Source organism: Mesobacillus subterraneus (assembly GCF_003937825.1).
In the GTDB taxonomy this organism is placed as follows: domain Bacteria; phylum Bacillota; class Bacilli; order Bacillales; family Cytobacillaceae; genus Mesobacillus; species Mesobacillus subterraneus.
This window is the reverse complement of sequence record NZ_RSFW01000013.1, coordinates 73,366-90,093: the sequence shown is the minus strand read 5'-3', so window position 1 is coordinate 90,093 and position 16,728 is coordinate 73,366. Positions and strand designations below refer to the sequence as shown.

15 protein-coding genes are annotated in these 16,728 nt (G+C 42.5%); 11 read left to right on the top strand and 4 right to left on the bottom strand.

Annotation, left to right across the window (positions count from 1 at the left end; translation table 11 throughout):
• The first annotated feature begins 108 nt into the window (after positions 1–108).
• From EJA10_RS10725 to EJA10_RS10715, 3 genes are all read left to right on the top strand, one after another.
• Entirely contained in the window at positions 109–804 is a 696-nt protein-coding gene (locus tag EJA10_RS10725; RefSeq protein WP_170169113.1) for an N-acetylmuramoyl-L-alanine amidase, read from the top strand.
• 178 nt (positions 805–982) lie between these two features.
• Positions 983–2,200, top strand: coding sequence for an N-acetylmuramoyl-L-alanine amidase family protein (locus tag EJA10_RS10720; protein ID WP_125480001.1), 1,218 nt, complete (start codon positions 983–985; stop codon positions 2,198–2,200).
• 335 nt (positions 2,201–2,535) lie between these two features.
• Positions 2,536–2,802, top strand: coding sequence for an IDEAL domain-containing protein (locus EJA10_RS10715; protein WP_125480000.1), 267 nt, complete (start codon positions 2,536–2,538; stop codon positions 2,800–2,802).
• A 70-nt stretch (positions 2,803–2,872) separates the two neighbouring features.
• Here EJA10_RS10715 and EJA10_RS10710 read toward each other — a convergent pair whose 3' ends face one another.
• A complete protein-coding gene (locus tag EJA10_RS10710) occupies positions 2,873–3,364 on the bottom strand; it encodes a sigma-70 family RNA polymerase sigma factor (protein WP_125479999.1) in 492 nt (163 codons plus the stop codon).
• Positions 3,365–3,977: 613 nt separating this feature from the next.
• Here EJA10_RS10710 and EJA10_RS10705 point away from each other — a divergent pair.
• The 8 genes from EJA10_RS10705 to EJA10_RS10670 all read left to right on the top strand — a co-directional run bounded on the left by EJA10_RS10705 (position 3,978) and on the right by EJA10_RS10670 (position 10,452).
• On the top strand, positions 3,978–4,526 hold the full coding sequence (locus EJA10_RS10705) for a competence protein ComK (RefSeq protein ID WP_125479998.1): 549 nt from the start codon (positions 3,978–3,980) through the stop codon (positions 4,524–4,526).
• A 265-nt stretch (positions 4,527–4,791) separates the two neighbouring features.
• The gene (locus EJA10_RS10700) at positions 4,792–5,991 is read left to right on the top strand and encodes a hypothetical protein (protein ID WP_125479997.1); all 1,200 of its coding nucleotides are present in this window, start codon (positions 4,792–4,794) and stop codon (positions 5,989–5,991) included.
• Between the two features lie 31 nt (positions 5,992–6,022).
• Positions 6,023–6,361: a hypothetical protein gene (locus EJA10_RS10695; protein WP_125479996.1), complete on the top strand. Its 339-nt coding sequence runs from the start codon at positions 6,023–6,025 to the stop codon at positions 6,359–6,361.
• Between the two features lie 44 nt (positions 6,362–6,405).
• Positions 6,406–6,735, top strand: coding sequence for a hypothetical protein (locus tag EJA10_RS10690; protein ID WP_125479995.1), 330 nt, complete (start codon positions 6,406–6,408; stop codon positions 6,733–6,735).
• 397 nt (positions 6,736–7,132) lie between these two features.
• The gene (locus tag EJA10_RS10685; RefSeq protein WP_125479994.1) at positions 7,133–7,927 is read left to right on the top strand and encodes a hypothetical protein; all 795 of its coding nucleotides are present in this window, start codon (positions 7,133–7,135) and stop codon (positions 7,925–7,927) included.
• Between the two features lie 93 nt (positions 7,928–8,020).
• Complete coding sequence (locus EJA10_RS10680) at positions 8,021–8,707, top strand: L,D-transpeptidase family protein (RefSeq protein WP_246017755.1); 687 nt, start codon at positions 8,021–8,023, stop codon at positions 8,705–8,707.
• 205 nt (positions 8,708–8,912) lie between these two features.
• Positions 8,913–9,884: a UDP-glucose 4-epimerase GalE gene (gene galE, locus EJA10_RS10675; RefSeq protein WP_125479993.1), complete on the top strand. Its 972-nt coding sequence runs from the start codon at positions 8,913–8,915 to the stop codon at positions 9,882–9,884.
• Between the two features lie 181 nt (positions 9,885–10,065).
• Entirely contained in the window at positions 10,066–10,452 is a 387-nt protein-coding gene (locus EJA10_RS10670; protein ID WP_125479992.1) for a hypothetical protein, read from the top strand.
• Positions 10,453–10,647: 195 nt separating this feature from the next.
• Here EJA10_RS10670 and EJA10_RS10665 read toward each other — a convergent pair whose 3' ends face one another.
• From EJA10_RS10665 to EJA10_RS10655, 3 genes are all read right to left on the bottom strand, one after another.
• Positions 10,648–11,613, bottom strand: coding sequence for a LacI family DNA-binding transcriptional regulator (locus tag EJA10_RS10665; RefSeq protein ID WP_125479991.1), 966 nt, complete (start codon positions 11,611–11,613; stop codon positions 10,648–10,650).
• A 68-nt stretch (positions 11,614–11,681) separates the two neighbouring features.
• Positions 11,682–13,286, bottom strand: coding sequence for a glycoside hydrolase family 13 protein (locus tag EJA10_RS10660; protein WP_125479990.1), 1,605 nt, complete (start codon positions 13,284–13,286; stop codon positions 11,682–11,684).
• Positions 13,287–13,342: 56 nt separating this feature from the next.
• Positions 13,343–16,669 (bottom strand): GH36-type glycosyl hydrolase domain-containing protein, encoded by a 3,327-nt coding sequence (locus EJA10_RS10655; RefSeq protein ID WP_125479989.1) that lies wholly within the window; start codon positions 16,667–16,669, stop codon positions 13,343–13,345.
• Between the last annotated feature and the right edge of the window lie 59 nt (positions 16,670–16,728).

Here is a 16,728-nt window from a genome sequence, read left to right as displayed (position 1 = left end):
TCCTATTTTTGCGTTACAAACGAAATCTATCTTGTTTTTCGTAAGTTAAAAGGATTTTAGTTACCTTAAGAGAATTAGTAATGGTAGAAGATGTTTTGGGGGAGAACAATGAACAGTAAGTTATCACTGGCAGTTATGCTTTTATTCATACTTCTTGTGTCGGGCTGTTCGGGTAAGATTGCGGAGGAAGCTGCGACAAAGGTTAAGGTTGATACAGATAAGCCTAGAATCGATTTAACCGTACCCCAATTGCCCGTAATTAAGGATTTCATGCCGAATATGAACTTTGTCCCTCGCAGCGAAACACCTACGCACATTGTCCTGCACTTTATCAGCAATGCAGCGGTGAATCCTGAGGACCCTTTTCTATATGAAGAGATTCGTAATATTTTTATCGAGTATGATGTCGCTCCTCATTATATGATTGACCGTCAGGGACAGATTTATTATCTGATGCCGGAGACCCGAAGGGCACGCCATGCAGGTAAAGGCGGGTTGTTTGATTTCCCGGATTATAATGACCGTCTGAATAATCACTCCATTGGCATTGAACTAATGGCGGTTGGCACGGAAGAGGAAATGCTGACAATGCTGACAGCAGAACAATATCAAAAAATCTCTACTGAGCATTTCGGGTACACCGACGAACAATACAAAGCTCTTAACCAATTGCTTGATGATATCCTGTCACGGAACAAGCAGATTAAAAAAGACAGAAAACACATTATTGGCCATAACGAATATGCCCCCGATCGGAAAGTGGATCCTGGCATTTTGTTCGATTGGTCGGAGATAAAATTCTAATTATTAACTCATTAAGAGTGCCTATATAGGTACTCTTTTATTATTCTAAAAAACTTACCTTGTTAATTTATTCCACCATCTATATTAGGGTCTTTTTACACTCTTACCGTTACCAGTAATGGTTTATAGTGGAAATGACTTCTCGTATTAGACAAAAATAGACAAAAGGTGGGAAAATTTGTTGAAAGTCGCTTCTTTTAGTAAATTGCTACTGTGTTTTCTGGTCCTTTTTTCATTCACATTATCTTTCCATGCGGGTCGAACAGAGGCAGCTTATACATTTCAGGCCAGTGTCAGTGCTGATGTGCTGAATGTCCGTTCGCAACCAGGCACAACCTATTCCATTGTTGGAAAACTCACGAAAAGTCAGGTTGTGACTGTTTATGAACAGAAAAATGGCTGGTCGAGAATCGCATACGGCTCATTGAAAGGCTGGGTTTCATCGCAATACATCACTGCGACAACCTGGACAGGCTATATAACGGCTACGAACCTAAACTTTCGCAGCGCTCCTGGGGGGAGTGTGATCGGGACTTTACCGAATGGTACTTCCGTAAAAGTTTATGGAAACGATGGAACGTGGCTGAAAGTATATGCATCTACCCTCAATAAAACAGGTTGGGTAGCAAGCTCCTATGTTTCCAAGCAGAAACCTGCAGCTGTCGTGTCCAAGGTTGTTCTTAAGGCCAACACTAATATTCGTAAGGGCCCAGGTACATCTTATCCCATCCTTTATACAGCCAATATGGGAATGTTCCTGGACCAGCTTGAGGAGAGTAATGGCTGGGTAAAAGTGAAGGATGCAAATGGCGTCATTGGCTGGGTTTCCGGAACGCTTGTCCGCGACCCGAATACGGTTCTAAAAGGGAAGGTAATTGTACTCGATCCCGGCCATGGAGGCTATGATCCTGGTACGAGGGGCGTAACCTATCTGGAAAAGACGCTGACACTGAGAACGGCTCTGGAGCTTAAACCTTTATTGGAGAATGCTGGAGCGAAAGTCATTTTAACGAGAGGTTCAGACATTTACCTGAGCCTGACACAGCGTGTGAACATCAGCAATAATAACAAGGCGCATGCATTTTTAAGCCTTCATTATAATGCTTATTCTTCAACAAGCAGTGGAGTCATGACCTTCTATTACAACAGTTCAAAGGATGCACCGCTGGCCAATACGATCCAAAGCTTTCTGGCTTCTTCAACTCAACTGAGGAATATGGGATCCAAGTATGGAAACTATCATGTGCTCCGCGATAACAGCCAGCCAGCTGCACTGGTGGAGCTCGGTTTCCTATCGAATCCAACTGAGGAAAAGCTCGTTGCAACCTCAACCTATCAGAAAAAAGCTGCAAAAGGATTGTATGACGGATTGTTCCGATATTTTCTTACAAGATAGTTAAGAGGAGTGGCCTGCTCAGGTCACTCCTTTTACTAGTTTGCTGTCTTTCTAAGATTGCTAGTTCTGGAGAGAAGGGCTCAGGTTTAAGTGAATTTATGTGTTTTTTGACCTATGCTGCCTATTTGGGGTTTTCCTCTGAATTATTCTGCGATAATACTAGGTCGAAGTCTATCATGTGTAATTAAAAGTTAACAGCTAGGGTAGAGTGGTTTTATAAAAAAGGACTCAGAAATTATTAGGGAAATAAATCAAATCATTCTTCAAGTTATTTTCCTGAAAAATCGGGTAAATAGTAACTAACAACTAACCCACAAAAAGGCAGGGATGAGAGCATGAAGAACGATAAAAATTCTAACTACTATAAACAAGAAATGAATTTGAATATGTATATGGACGCGTTGGCTGATCCAGATAATACTGATCTAATCCTCAACCGTGATAAGACCAGATATACTGATGATGTGAACAGGCTCATCAAGAAGGTGCAGAATGAGTTCCTGGAGAAGAAAAGAGTGGAGGAGATTGACTTAGCTCTTGCGAATAAAGATAAAAACCGTTTTATGAAATTGACTTCAGACAACTGGAAGGATGCCTTGTAAAGTGAAAATCGAATTACATCCAATATAAAAGCCTGAAACCAATAATTAATCTGGTTTCAGGCTTTTTGTGTTAATCCATAACCTCAAGGAATTCTTTCCGCAGCTTCTTTTTGGCCCCTTTCCGCCACTGTTTAACTGCGGACATGGAGACATGCTCCCGTTCTGCAATTTCCTTGATTGATAAGAAATCGACACATGTGTAGATCACCCATTTGGTTTCTTTCTCAGTCAATGTCTCGCAATAGCTGAGAAGAAATTCTATCTCTAATGGACTATCAGGATTTTCCTCCACTAGTGATTCCCAATATTCCTCTTTTGGAGAGAAGCTCCTTTCCTCTCTTTTATTATTCCTGCTCATTTCATTTAAAATTTGTCCTTTTATATAGCTGTATGCATAGCTGGAGAATTCCCCTTTTACCGGATTGAAACCCTCAGCTGCTTCCCAAAGCGCGACAAGGCCGGTATGGAAATATTCCTTTTGATTTTTATAGATATGGAGGGTCCGGATAATTTTGTGAATCATAGGTTCATACAGTTTGGCTAACTGATCGAAATTGTTCATTTGCAATCCTTCCTGGATCGCGCGCGACTTACTATTATTCCCGGGTAGCTTAAAGATACCTCCAGGAATGGAATATGAGCCAATCTTGAAAAATCATTTTTCAAAGCAAAAAAGCATAATTATTGTGCTTTTTTAGGTCCAAAATTGAATTTTCAAGAGTTGTTAGACAATTTCATAGAAAATGGCGATGAAAATGAGTTTTCTTATGAATTGTGAATATTGTATGTCTATTAAAGAAAATATTTTTTAGAGGTTCATGGGAGAAGTTTGCACTATTGCTGAATAATAAAATAGAGGTGGGATTCCATTTTTTAAGTGGAAATAGGTAAGTTTATCGTGTTTTATGAAAATAAACATACATTATACTGAAAAAACATATTTTTGACAATGTTCCGTAAGATTTATGCTTTCTAAACAGGGAACAAAGCCAATTTACTTATAAAAGGAAAAATTTATATAATAATACCAGTGGGGGTTAAAGGGGGGTGGCCATGAAAAAAGCCCTCGGGTAATTGTCTAGCAGGACTCCCGAGGACCGTGGTTGGGTGTACCAACTATGTTAGTATACCCTTTCTAATCAATTAATCAATAGATTTTATGAGGAGGGGAAAGAATGGAAGAATTAACGGATTACATACTCAATGAAGAAACGGTGCTTTTGACTGGGGAATACAATGGGCACGGAAGGCTGTGCGCAAGGGTGATCCAGGGGGAAGATACATTCCTGGTAGACAGCAGACCTTTACACATCATCAATGAAACAATGATTGGCCTCGGCTCCGATTTTAAGACAGGCAGAAAATGTGCAAAAAGGCTGCTGGGCGATGTCAGTATGTGCCCGATAAAAATCAACTGTAACCTGGGGATCTGGTTATTCCCGACCAAGTCATACAACGATGACTTCTGCATCTGGTTCTCTCTAATGCATGTACACAATACGAAAGCACTTGGGATTCGCAGAACAGAAGTAGAACTGAGCTATGGCCATAAAATCATCATTCAAATGAAAGAATCCTCCTTTAATCAAAAACGCAAAAAAGCAGAAGACCTGAGGGGAAAGATGATAAAAAATTCGAAAGGCCCCCTTACTTTCTATGTGGAATCTAAAAAGGGAATCAAGATGATCGAGGGAGAAGGGGTTAAGAGGTATACGCTGAAATAGAATTCATAAAGGCCAATTAAACTGTTCGGTTCTGTGTTGAGAGGACATTCTCTGAAGGATGTCCTTTTTGTGTTGGAAAATCTAATTCCTTTCAATTTGAAACAGGCATTCAAGCACTGTTAAATGGACCCTTGCAAAGCTATTATAAAAAGAACGAAGTAAGGAAGGGTATCATTTGACGAAGCCCTTATGAATATAGGATATTAGTAATTAATTACCTTAATTTTCTAATTGGAATTTTAAAAAGGGAGGTATGTATTAGAGGATGCACTCAATCAAATTCCAGGGTGGTTTTGTTCAGAATCTTAGTCCAGAAGCTAAGCGGCTTGCGACTAGAATAGGAACTATACAGACTGGTGTATCTCAAGTCAAGGGAAGCTTGGATAGTCGAATATCCAGCAGGAATGCTATTGGAGCAAATCTTGCTAAAGCGGGTGGGTCTCTAGGAAGGTTAGAGCAGAAACTAAATGAACTGAATGTTTTTGTCGATCGTTCTGTTGATCAGTATACAATTGCTGAAAATAAAATTAATAAGAAAGCTGTGTCCCTTATTGTATCCTGGAACAGGGATTTCGGGCTAGCGGAGTGCAATAGACCAACAGCTAAGTCTAAAGAGGGAAAGGGTCAAGTTAATAAAAAAACAGCTTCAAAGGAAGAAATCCTAAAATACTTTGCAGATGCAAATCAAAAAATGGGATTGCTGGATGCTGCCCTTGTTGGAACTCAGTTCACTTCTTTAATTACTGCCTACTCACTAAGCAGGAAGATTAACATTAATTATGTTGGTGGCAAGCCTACTCTTTGGCAAAAGCTTAAAGGCGGATACAAATTCACTGTATCCGCTGATGCCTCGTGGACTAGCAAAGGAAAATACAGTTCAACCGCAGCACGATATTTATATGATTTTTCAAAATCTAATCCGACCAACGCTGTTGCAAAGAAACTTCATAGTTTTGTGACTTCATATACTAGTCCGCCGGCACTCTTGAAGCATGCTGCCGGATTCCCCAAAAATGCAACCTATATGAAGGCTTCCACGTTAGCTGACGAATTTCATAAGCGAATAAAATTGGGAGTAAAGGATGTAGCAAAAAATGTAGCTGAAGCGAAAGGGTTTACAAGAGTAGGTAAAGGGATTCCTGTTGCTGGAACACTGATTTCCTTCGGCTCTGCTGCTTGGGAGCTTTTCGACCCAAGAAATGCAGGGAAGAGTGAAGGTGAAAAGTTCGGTAGGGCGATTGGCGGATTTACTGGCGATTTTGCTGCTATAAGTGGCGGTGCTAAAATTGGTGCAATGATTGGCAGTCTAGGAGGTCCAATTGGCACTGTGATTGGTGGTGCAGCTGGCGGTTTGGCAGGAGGGATTATTAGCGTGAAATACGGAGATAGCTTTAAAGATGCAGGTGGATTCCTAGGGAAATATGCAGAAAAGGGTTGGAAGTCAATCAACAGCTGGTTTAAATAAATATTAAGAAGTTTAAGGTGGAAATGTTAAGATGGCGCTAAAGGAAATATTCGATATTATTCTAGGTCTTATAGGCTTGCTGCTCTCAGCTCAATTTGCATTCGCTCTGACAATTCTATTACTAGGTAATATGATGTTAGATTATTATGAATGGGGCACTTACGAGAAACCAGCAAACCTTATGCAGAAAATAGTGAATGTTATTATGGGGCTGATCATTGGTATTGGACCTTATTTTTACAAGAAGTTCCTGAGATATAATTGGTTTCTTCGAAAGTTGATGATGTTAGGATTTCTTTTAATCATGGGTATTTTGAGTATCCTTGTCTATCAAATTATCAAATGGGCGCTATTTTCCTTGATCCTATAAGTGGGATGAGTTTTCTATTCCGAAAAAATAAAGGACGTGGAAAAATGGATAGTATTCTGTATTATCTGGACGCCGCCATTGTTATGTGGTTCATTACTCAAGTTACCTTCAGTTTTTTGGTTTTAGTGTTAGGGGATTTAATGGTGGAATATTATGAGTGGGGTACCTACGAGCAGCCGTCAAATGGGTATCAAAAAACTGTCAACGCGACAATGGGTTTTCTTATAGGGGCGGGTCCTTTTGTTTATAAAATATTGCTGAAATACCCATGGTGGAAAAGAAAACTGTTTATGATGGGGTTCTTTTTCATCTTCCTATTCAGTAGCATTCTAACCTATCAGTTGCTTATGATGATTGTTCGCATTGTATTTTAGGATGCATAAACAAAAAGGTGGAAAATAGTTTGAGTCTTGTAGAAATAATTAATTTCATAGAGCTCATAATCATCACTTGGTTCCTAATCCAAAGTGGCTATACACTATCGGTATTTTTAGTAGGTAGAGTGATAATCGTGTATTATGAATGTGGAATATTTGAAGATCCCTCTACTCTCTATGAAAAAACCATATATACCCTTCTCTCTATAACTGTAGGAGTAGGTCTGTATGTGACAAAAAGTTATACAAGGTCAATTGGCTATTCAGAAAAATACTCATGTTAGCTTTTTTAGTACTATTCGGAATCGCAGGCATTATTATATACAACGTGGTCAGTATTGCGTTACGTGCTCTATTGCTATAATTATATGTTCTTGTTAAGGAAGTGAATAAGTTGAAACCTCTTTTAGCATGCACTACAGAAGAACTGGCATTACTAGTTACCTTCAGCGGCTATCCTGGTGTCGGAAAGGGAATAGCGGAGTCATCCTTGGGCATCCTAAGCCCGGATAAATGGGACTCCGTCATGCAGGCAACCATTCACCAATTGATGCTAAAGCAGATTTGGGATTATGACAGGGAAGCCATTGGCGAGGCTCCAATCAGTGTTGAAATGGAGACTTTCATAAAATCCTATGTGGAATCTGAATGGATGGTCCGGTGCTCTAATGTACCAGAACAGCATATCCTGATGGTTCATAGAATTAATGACGAAACATGGCTTTCCCATTTGATTGACAGGGATATCATTCATGAATTTGCCTACGTAACGAGTGATGAACTGCCAAGTCATATAGAAGAATACTATTCATTTACAGATGTCCAGTTTAAGTCAGGACTGTCTTTTAAACTCACAGAAGGTGATTTCGATCAGCTTAGCAATCGGAAGAATATAGAGAAGTTAGCTGTAGATACATATTTAGCTCCTGAAGAAAAAGCAGCCTTCAATCATTTTTTAGAAGCGTTGGATGTCCGTGACTGGTCACTGAATAACATTTCTGTTTTCAACCTGCCGAACTTAGAAGCGGACCCTTCGCTTACGAATATCATGTTCTTTTTACCATCGATGCATGGCATTTGGATTATAGACTATACTGAAGCTGAAGATCGACCCGTTCATGTGGAACTGCATCCATATGAGGGATGGGTGGACATGCTAAAAACTGTTCCTGTTATTATAGGTGGATAAAAAAGGTAAGTTGTCTACTAGGTATATACTTATAGTTGCGATAAAAGGTAGCGGAATAGGTGTTTGAAGATGGGAAAAAGGAAGTGTTGTGTTATGAAGACGAAATTCATAAAGTTTTTTATGGTCGTCCTTTTTATTCCGCTGCTGATCATTCCGGCTTATCCTTCTGAAGCCAGCGGGATTTCGACGAGTTCGGAAAAGGCGAGGGAATTGAAACAAGAGGCTGCACAAATGATTGTTGTTACTCCATCGAAGAAATCAAAAACAACTGGTACCATGCAGCGGTATGAAAAAAGGAATGGGAAATGGAAGAAGGTCTCCACTCCCATGAAGGTGGTCATAGGGAAGAAGGGGACGGGGAAAACAAAAGAAGGCGATGCCCGGACTCCTGTTGGAACATTTCGCCTTGGCACCTCATTTGGCTGGGGAACTAAGCCAACAAAAACAAAGTATCCTTTTAAGAAAGCAACAAAGTACGACTACTGGATCGATGATGCAGAGTCAAAGGATTATAATAAATGGGTCCGTTATAAAGGAAATCCTCATAAAAAGTGGAAGTCCTTTGAACGACTGAATCATCCTTTATATAAATATGGGGTCGTCATTCGTTACAATGAGAAACCGATCGTCAAAGGAGCAGGAAGTGCAATCTTCCTGCATGTGAAAACAAGTAAAACCAAGTATACCCTCGGATGCGTAGCAACAAGCGAAAAAAATCTTATCAAAACGCTTAAATGGCTAGATTCTAAGAAGAAACCGATCATCGTCATTAAGCCTTAAATGCCATTCATCTGATTCCCTAGCTAGTTGCACAACAGTAGTTATTGTCATATGTTTTTCAAATCTAATTTTCGTATTTTGTGTCACCCGATTGGTCAAACAGTTTTCGAAAAGTGCCTTTCACCTTCTTAATGCCCTGGCTTAATTCATTTTTATCTATTTTTTAGATATATATGTAATAAGGCTGAGGTTAAAGGAGGCTTTTATGATTCTTGTTGTTGGCGGGGCAGGCTATATCGGCAGTCGTGTTGTTGAGGTATTAGTGAAAAAGAATGAAGTGGTGGTTTTAGATAATCTTTCAACGGGATTTGAGAATGCGGTTGATCCGCAAACAATATTTATAAAAGGTGACATTGGTAACGAGGGTGATCTCGAAGCTGTGTTCAGCAACTACCCTATTCATGCTGTCATGCACTTCGCAGCAAATAGTCTAGTAGGGGAATCAGTCGCCAATCCGCTGAAATACTATGAAAATAACGTGTCAGCAACTCTTAAGCTATTAAAAGTGATGTTGAAGTATAGTGTGAAGAACTTTATCTTCTCATCCACAGCAGCAATATATGGATTTCCCGATGTTAATATGATCCATGAAGAAAGTAAGGTAGAACCAATCAATCCATATGGCCGGTCAAAACTTATGGTCGAGAATATTCTGGCTGATTTTGCATCTGCTTATGACTTGAGATATGTAGTGTTACGCTACTTCAATGCTGCCGGGGCGAGTGAGTCAGGGAGAATAGGGGAAATGCACGATCCGGAAACACATTTGATTCCGATTATTCTGCAGCACCTTTTGGGCCAGCGGGAGCAAATATCCGTGTTCGGGGATGACTACGATACGCCGGACGGCACATGTATCCGCGATTATATTCATGTAACAGATTTAGCATATGCTCATGCTGCGGCCCTGAATTCTTTGTTGACAGGGCAGAATAAAACGGCGACATACAATTTAGGCAATGGGCTGGGGTACTCTGTAAAAGAAGTGATTGATACATGTGAGAAAGTGACTGGCCGAAAAGCAAAGGTTGTCATTACGGACCGCCGTGCCGGGGATCCGGCCAGGTTAGTGGCCTCGTCAGAAAAAATTCGTGTTGCGCTTGGCTGGAAGGCGGAACGTAATCTGGAGCAAATTGTGTCAAGCGCTTGGAAGTGGCATAAAAAAACTGATGAATAAAATTATAGAAAGGACCTCTGGAATAGGAGATTCTTTGATTTTTGATTGGCTATTTAAGGTATATCTCAGATTCACATTTTATTGTCCCTTATTATTTGAATTTTCTGTTCAATACTTATTGACTAGGTAATTTGTCCTGTGTACTATTAAATTAGTAGTTTAATAAACGGACGGGTGAAATATGAAAATTGAGAGTATTATATATGTCATTAATAACCTGATGGAAAAGCATCAATATGGATATGCCAGGAGCATGATTATAAATGAATGGGCACGCTTGACTGAGGGGAGAAACTATCAGAAGCTCAGCAGTGAGGCTAAGGAACTTTTTAAAGTGGTTGAAAGTGAAAAAGCTAAGCCGGATTTCAATTTGCTAACAGAAAAAGATAAGAGAATCCTACTGACATTAAATGAAGCTGTACGTGATGTGAAACTTCCTTACGCACAAAAAATATTCCGGCAGCACAGAGAGTTAATCATTAAATCTTATGCCCAAAATTGGCTGACATCAGATGCTCGCTTTCTCTGTCAGGTATGGAGCAAAAATACAACTGAGAACGTCATATAAAGCTAGTGAAGGACAGCTTCCCTTGGGGAGGGAAGCTGTCCTTTTTACTTTTTATCAGTCTCACAACTTTCGGTTAGTCATTGCTCCAACTCTCCATGATTTCGCACTGACCTTGAGACTTTTTCTGTCTTCGCAATCTCATTGGAGCGATAAAAAAATCAAAGGAGCCTATTTGAAGAAGGCTCCTTAAAAATTTTATACATTCTGCACCGAACCCCCGGGAATCAACGTCACATAAATCCGTTCATGTTCCACTGGTTCATTGGCGATCAATTTCAAAAGGTGTTCGGCCGAGACGGCGCCCCATTTTCGTTCTGAGTAGTCAATGGTGGCGAGTCTTGGACTGGTGTATTGTGTGAGTTCGATGTTATCGAATCCGATAATGTGGATGTCTTTTCCGACTTCATACTTTGTTCTTGCCAGGTAATTGTACATCCCGATGGCCATTTCGTCGTTCAGGCAGAATACTGCAGCCGGTTCGGTGAATTCTTTTACGATTTGTTCAGCGGCCTTTTCGCCGGCCGGTTTATTGAAATCACCTGGAAGTTCGTGATAGTCAATATCGGCATATCGCTTAACGGCCTGACGCACGGCTTCGATTCGCTGGGTGGCATCATAAGAACCCTCAGGTCCGGAAACAGCATATATTTTTCGGTGGCCTTTTTCAATCAGGTGATCGATCGCCAGGGTAGCGCCTGATGTATTATGCAATAACACTTGATTTATATTAGAATGCGTAAGCTCTCTATCCATAACGACGATTTTATGCCCGGCGTTCGCATGCTTGATCAGTTCTTCGCTGGAAAAGAAGTAATCCAATACGATGGCTCCATCAATCATCCGCTCGGGGATGAAGCGGTGTGATTCTTTGCCGCTGCAGACAATCATTTCGTATCCCTTTCGGTTGAGGGCCTCCTGGATGCCCTGCAGAAGCTGTCCGTAAAAAGCCCCCCCGTAATTGGTCAGAAAGACGCCAATGATTTTCGTTTCCCGCTTCTTCAGCGAACGGGCGGCGGCGTTCGGAACGTAATTCAGTTCCTTCGCGATGGCAAGGATTTTTGCCGCCGTTTCTTCCGTTACCTTTGAACTGCCATTCAGAGCATAGGAAACAGTCGATATGGATACGCCTGCTTGTTTCGCAATATCTTTAATACTTGCCACGATACTCTCTCCTGTCTCTTCATTAAGCTCTCTAGTTTATTATACAATGTTAACGTTTACAGCTATAGTTAATTTTTCAATTTATAGACAATCGCTTCGTAAGGACGCAATTTTTCAGTAGGGGAGTCATAGTTATGGATGACGATTTCACCATCACAAATTAACTGACTTTCAATCTCTCTGTTGCTAAAATTGCAGACTACACGCCATTCTTCATTTTGATAGGTGCGAGTGTAGGCGAAAATCTCTGGTTCACTTTCAAGCAGTTCATAGTCTCCGTAGACGATCAGGTCGTTTGCTTTACGCAGCTCGATCAACTTTTTGTAAATTTGATAGATAGATCTTTCACTGTGGTGATCTGCCTGAACATTGATTGATGGATAATTTGGATTCAAGTCAATCCAAGGTTTTCCAGCTGTAAAACCGGCATGGGATTCTGCATTCCACTGCATCGGCGTCCTCGCATTATCCCTGCCTTTTACATAAATCGATTCCATGATGTCATCGTGGGCAAAACCTTGCTTGATTCGCTCTTTGTACATATTGAGAGTCTCTATATCACAATAAGAGTCCAAATCAGCGAACTGCACATTTGTCATCCCTATTTCCTCGCCCTGATAAATGTAAGGGGTACCGCGCATCATATGGAGCAGGACAGCGAGCATCGTCGCACTTTCATACCGGTATTCCTGATCATTTCCCCAGCGTGAAATGATCCGCGGCTGGTCGTGATTGCTCCAGAACAAGCTGTTCCAGCCCTTGCCTGTAAGACAGGTCTGCCAGTTGGACAGTACTCTCTTCAAATCGTCCAGCTCAAGCGACTTTAAATCCCATTTTTGCTTGCCATGCTGTTCGTCGAGAGCGATATGCTCGAATGAAAAGACCATGTCGAGTTCCTTCCGTTCCGGGCTTGTAAAAAGAATCGCTTTTTCCAAGTCGGCTCCGCCTGTTTCACCGACCGTGACGACGTCAGCACCTGCCAGCACTTCCCGGTGCATTTCCTGCAAGTAAGGATGGAGCAGGGGACCGTTGGCGATGATTCCCTGTTCCAGCTCCTTCGCGATCAGGTCGATGACATCAAATCGAAAACCCTTGATCCCCTTATTGATCCAGAAGCGCATCACATCATAGATTGCCTCGCGGACAGGAGGGTGATGCCAGTTCAGGTCAGGCTGCTTTTTGCTGAACATATGCAGGTAATACTGGTCTGTCCCGGCATCATACTCCCAGGCGCAGCCGCTGAAGATTGACTGCAGGTCACTCGGCGGGCCGCCATCTACAGCATCCCGCCAGACATAATAATCACGATACGGATTATCTTTGCTGCTCCTCGACTCGATGAACCATGGATGCTCGTCAGATGTGTGATTGGCGACAATATCCATCATAATGCCGAGTCCACGCTTTTCCGCTTCGGAAATAAGCAGGTCCATGTCTTTCAACGTGCCAAACTCGGGATGGATTTGATAATAATTGCTGATATCATATCCATTGTCATCATTCGGAGACGCGTAAACAGGGCAGAGCCAGATCATGTCCGCCCCAAGGTCCGCAATATAATCCAGCTTAGAAATAATGCCTTTAAGGTCGCCGATCCCATCTCCGTTACTGTCCATGAAGCTGCGGGGATACACCTGGTAAACAACGCAGTTATGCCACCACTTCTTCTTCATATTGAACCTCCCTGATTAGAAAAAGGAAGCGGCCTAATGGGGCCGCTGATTCCTTTTTACATCGTAATCTCAATCGTATTTTTCTCAGCGTTCAGTTTCTCAAGCTTATCCGCTTCGATACGGTAGCCTCCATCGCGATAACGATTTGAAACTCTTGCTGCTTCAAGTCCTTCTCCATTGACCTTCACGCTGGCTTCACCTTTGAAATGGTAGATAAACGTAACAGGCTTGCCATCAATGTTGAATGCGAATTCCAGGCCGTCCATTTCTTCTGGAAGCACAGGGTCGATGATTAGGTCTTGAGCTTCGCGGCGGATACCGAGCGCGTTTGAAATCAGCTGGTTCATGTAAATGCCAGGGCCGCTAGAGTAAATGCGCCAGCCGCCTTTTACCGGAGCAGAGCCATCCCGAAGCTTTTCGAAATTCTCAGCCGCCTCGTAGCGTGTGTTGAACTTTCCGTCAGAGCTGCTGAAGTAGGCATTGCTCTGGCGCAATTCAGCATTCGGAACCACCTTCTGGATGCCGATCGGATTAATCGTCTGCAGGCCTTTCCACACTTCATCCACTTTGCCAAGCTTCGCCATTGCTTCAACGAAACGGATGTGGGCATGAACATACTGGAGACCGATTTCGCGGCCGAAGTTCGAAGCCTGCTCGGCACGCTTGAAGTTCGTGCTCACGCCGCCTTTATACGTCGCCGGTCGGTCCATCAGGCGCACGCCGTCCGGATGGTACAGGCGCTGTTGGATGATTTCATAATGTGATTCCGCCTGTTCCGGAGTCAGCAGTTCGCCGATCATGCTCCGCGTCATTGGAAGAAGACGGTACTGGATGCCTGTTTTTGTATCGGTAGGGTGGACCATTAGTTCAGGGTGATCAGGCTGCTCCATGAACACGAATCCCGGGATGATTTCAGTGGACAACATGTATTTGTTGAAGTCTTCCTTAATGCCTTCTGCCATCGTACTCAGCTCATCTGCGAGCAGAGCATCTTCCTTTTGTAAAAGCGATGCGAATTGGTTCATCACTTGGTAGGTCAGCGCGACAGTCCAGCTGCTCGCCATATATTGCTTCAGCTGTGCATTTGCCGGCTGAAGCGTGTCATCCCAGTCGCCATCCCCGTAAGAAGACAAATGCGTATCATGTAAAAAATGATCCTTGATATATTGGATTTGCTTTTTCACATGGTCAAGCAAGGACACTTTTTCTGCGGTGAACTCAAAGCTGCCTTTTTCGGTGTAAGGAAGCATTTCCTGTAAAATTGTATAATCATTGGTCGCGCGCAAGTATTCAACAATGACCTTCAACGGCCAGACGATGATGTCGCCGTGGCTTTCTTCCTGCTGGAACCGGTAGTAGTTGTCGAACATAAACCACTGCGGCCAGTTTCCATCATCATGGTACTGGTGAGAATAAACAGTTTTGATGATTTCTTTTACATTTTCATATTTTTGCGTCGCAATGAAGTATTCAGTCGGACCCTGGCAGACATCACGCGTTCCCCAGGCAGCGCCGCCGTACTGTTCAAGACCATGCGGCACGGAGTAGTGGACCAGCATATTATGCGTGTACCACCAGGCGAGCGCGTTGACCTTTTTGAGTTCCTCAGTGGCTTCGCCATTTTGCGCGAGCTTGAAGCCGTTCATCGTCTCAGCAAAGAATTTACGGTAATTCTCGATTTCAGTTTGAGTGTCATTATCCATGAACGGAATCTCTTTTCCGTCTAGCAGACCCTGGACAGTGATGTTCCACTCGCTGACTGGCTCCAGCTCAAGTAATGCAAGTGATGCTGTGCTAGCTTCGATGTTCTTACCAAACACGCTAGAATTCTTCACCTCGAAGTTTTCGCTGATTTGCATGCGATAGCTGAGTTCAGGGAAGACCGTGGAGCTGTTGGATCCTTTACCCGCTGTAAAAGTAAGGACATTTCCGTCCTGCTTCATATTAAATGGCTGTGCATATTCGTTGTTGTTCATCGAAACCTGGTTCGTTACAAGGAAGCGGTACGCTTTTCCATTGGCAGAACGAACCTGGAGCTGCAATTGCGGTGAATCCACAGCGCTGTGAGTTGTCGCAATGATCATGTCATCATTCGTTTTGTAGTACCAGCGGCCATAATTGAATCCCATTTCGAACATCGAAGGCATTGTCAGCAATCGGTATTCGCCATCGATCTCCACATAAATCCTCTGTCCGGAAGTCTTCATCACATTCAAAGCATTGCGGGCATTAGTGAGCATTTTATTAAAAGATGTATTGCCCACGACAATGTGCGAGTTGAAAATTCCATACATATATAAAGTCGTCGTCAAGACATTCTTGATGTTGTCGACATTGCCGCCGCTCATCAGGATATGCCCATGCGGACGCTCTACAAGAAGTTCCTTTTCCTTTAAAACAACATGCTCATGCTGCTCTGTGAAGAAGGAAAGCAATGTATCGCCAGTTGTTTCTTCCTGATGGCGATTCGGGAACAACTCATCAATTTCCTCTTTAGACATTGAAACAGTTTCCAAAGGTTTTCCGAAAGCAGGGGAGAGGTTCACTCTTGCAATTTCAGGAGCTTGCTCAGCTTTTATCGTCTTTGCATGTTCCCATGCTGCCGCCACTTCGTCTGTAAATTCCAATTCAGTAATTGCTGCTTGATGATTCTCTTTAAAAATTCCATAGAATACAAATTGTGCTTTGCCATTCAACGTTACTTTTTCCGACTGTAATGCAGTGTAAGCAAACTCATATTGATAGACTTCGTTTGCCAGGTGTTCCTTAGTTAAAACTTCAGGAACGTCCGTTTCTTTATAAGACAGGCCGAAGAATTGGAATCCGTCTGTTGAATAGCCAGCAGTTTTCGTCAGCGAACCTTGCTGGGAATACGGGAAGAAACCACCGCTCATTGGCTGATTCTGGCGTGAGCAGACAACATAGCCTTTTTCCGCATCATTGAAAACATTGTGGTCGATATATTGCGACATATACGCTTCATTCGTGCGGACAGCCCCTTTATCAGCAAGACCAAGATCCTGGCCATAAACGATATCAATCGTTGCATCGTTGCCTTCCACTTCAACATCCCAGAACCAGATGCCTTGCTCTGTCACGGTAAAAGTGACTTTGTATTGGAGACCAGCGGTTTCGCCCTTCCAGAATGCCTGATTGTCACTGTGGCTCACTGTGCTGTCAGATTTCGAGCCAAGCAGCGGATAAAACTCAATGCCATTTGCGCTGTGAACACGCAAGAATAGATTATTCATAGAGCCATCGATCGGATTCGATAGCCACTGGTTAATCATGGTCGTTTTATGGGCAATCTCATAAACGTCGCCGCTATGCAAAAACGTAAAACTTAAGTCATTTGCCAGTATGGTGAACTTTGACTGTGTCATGGGTGTCAACTCTTTCCGTTTAGGTTTGTCATTCGTCTTTTGGGTGGCCGAGGTGTTAT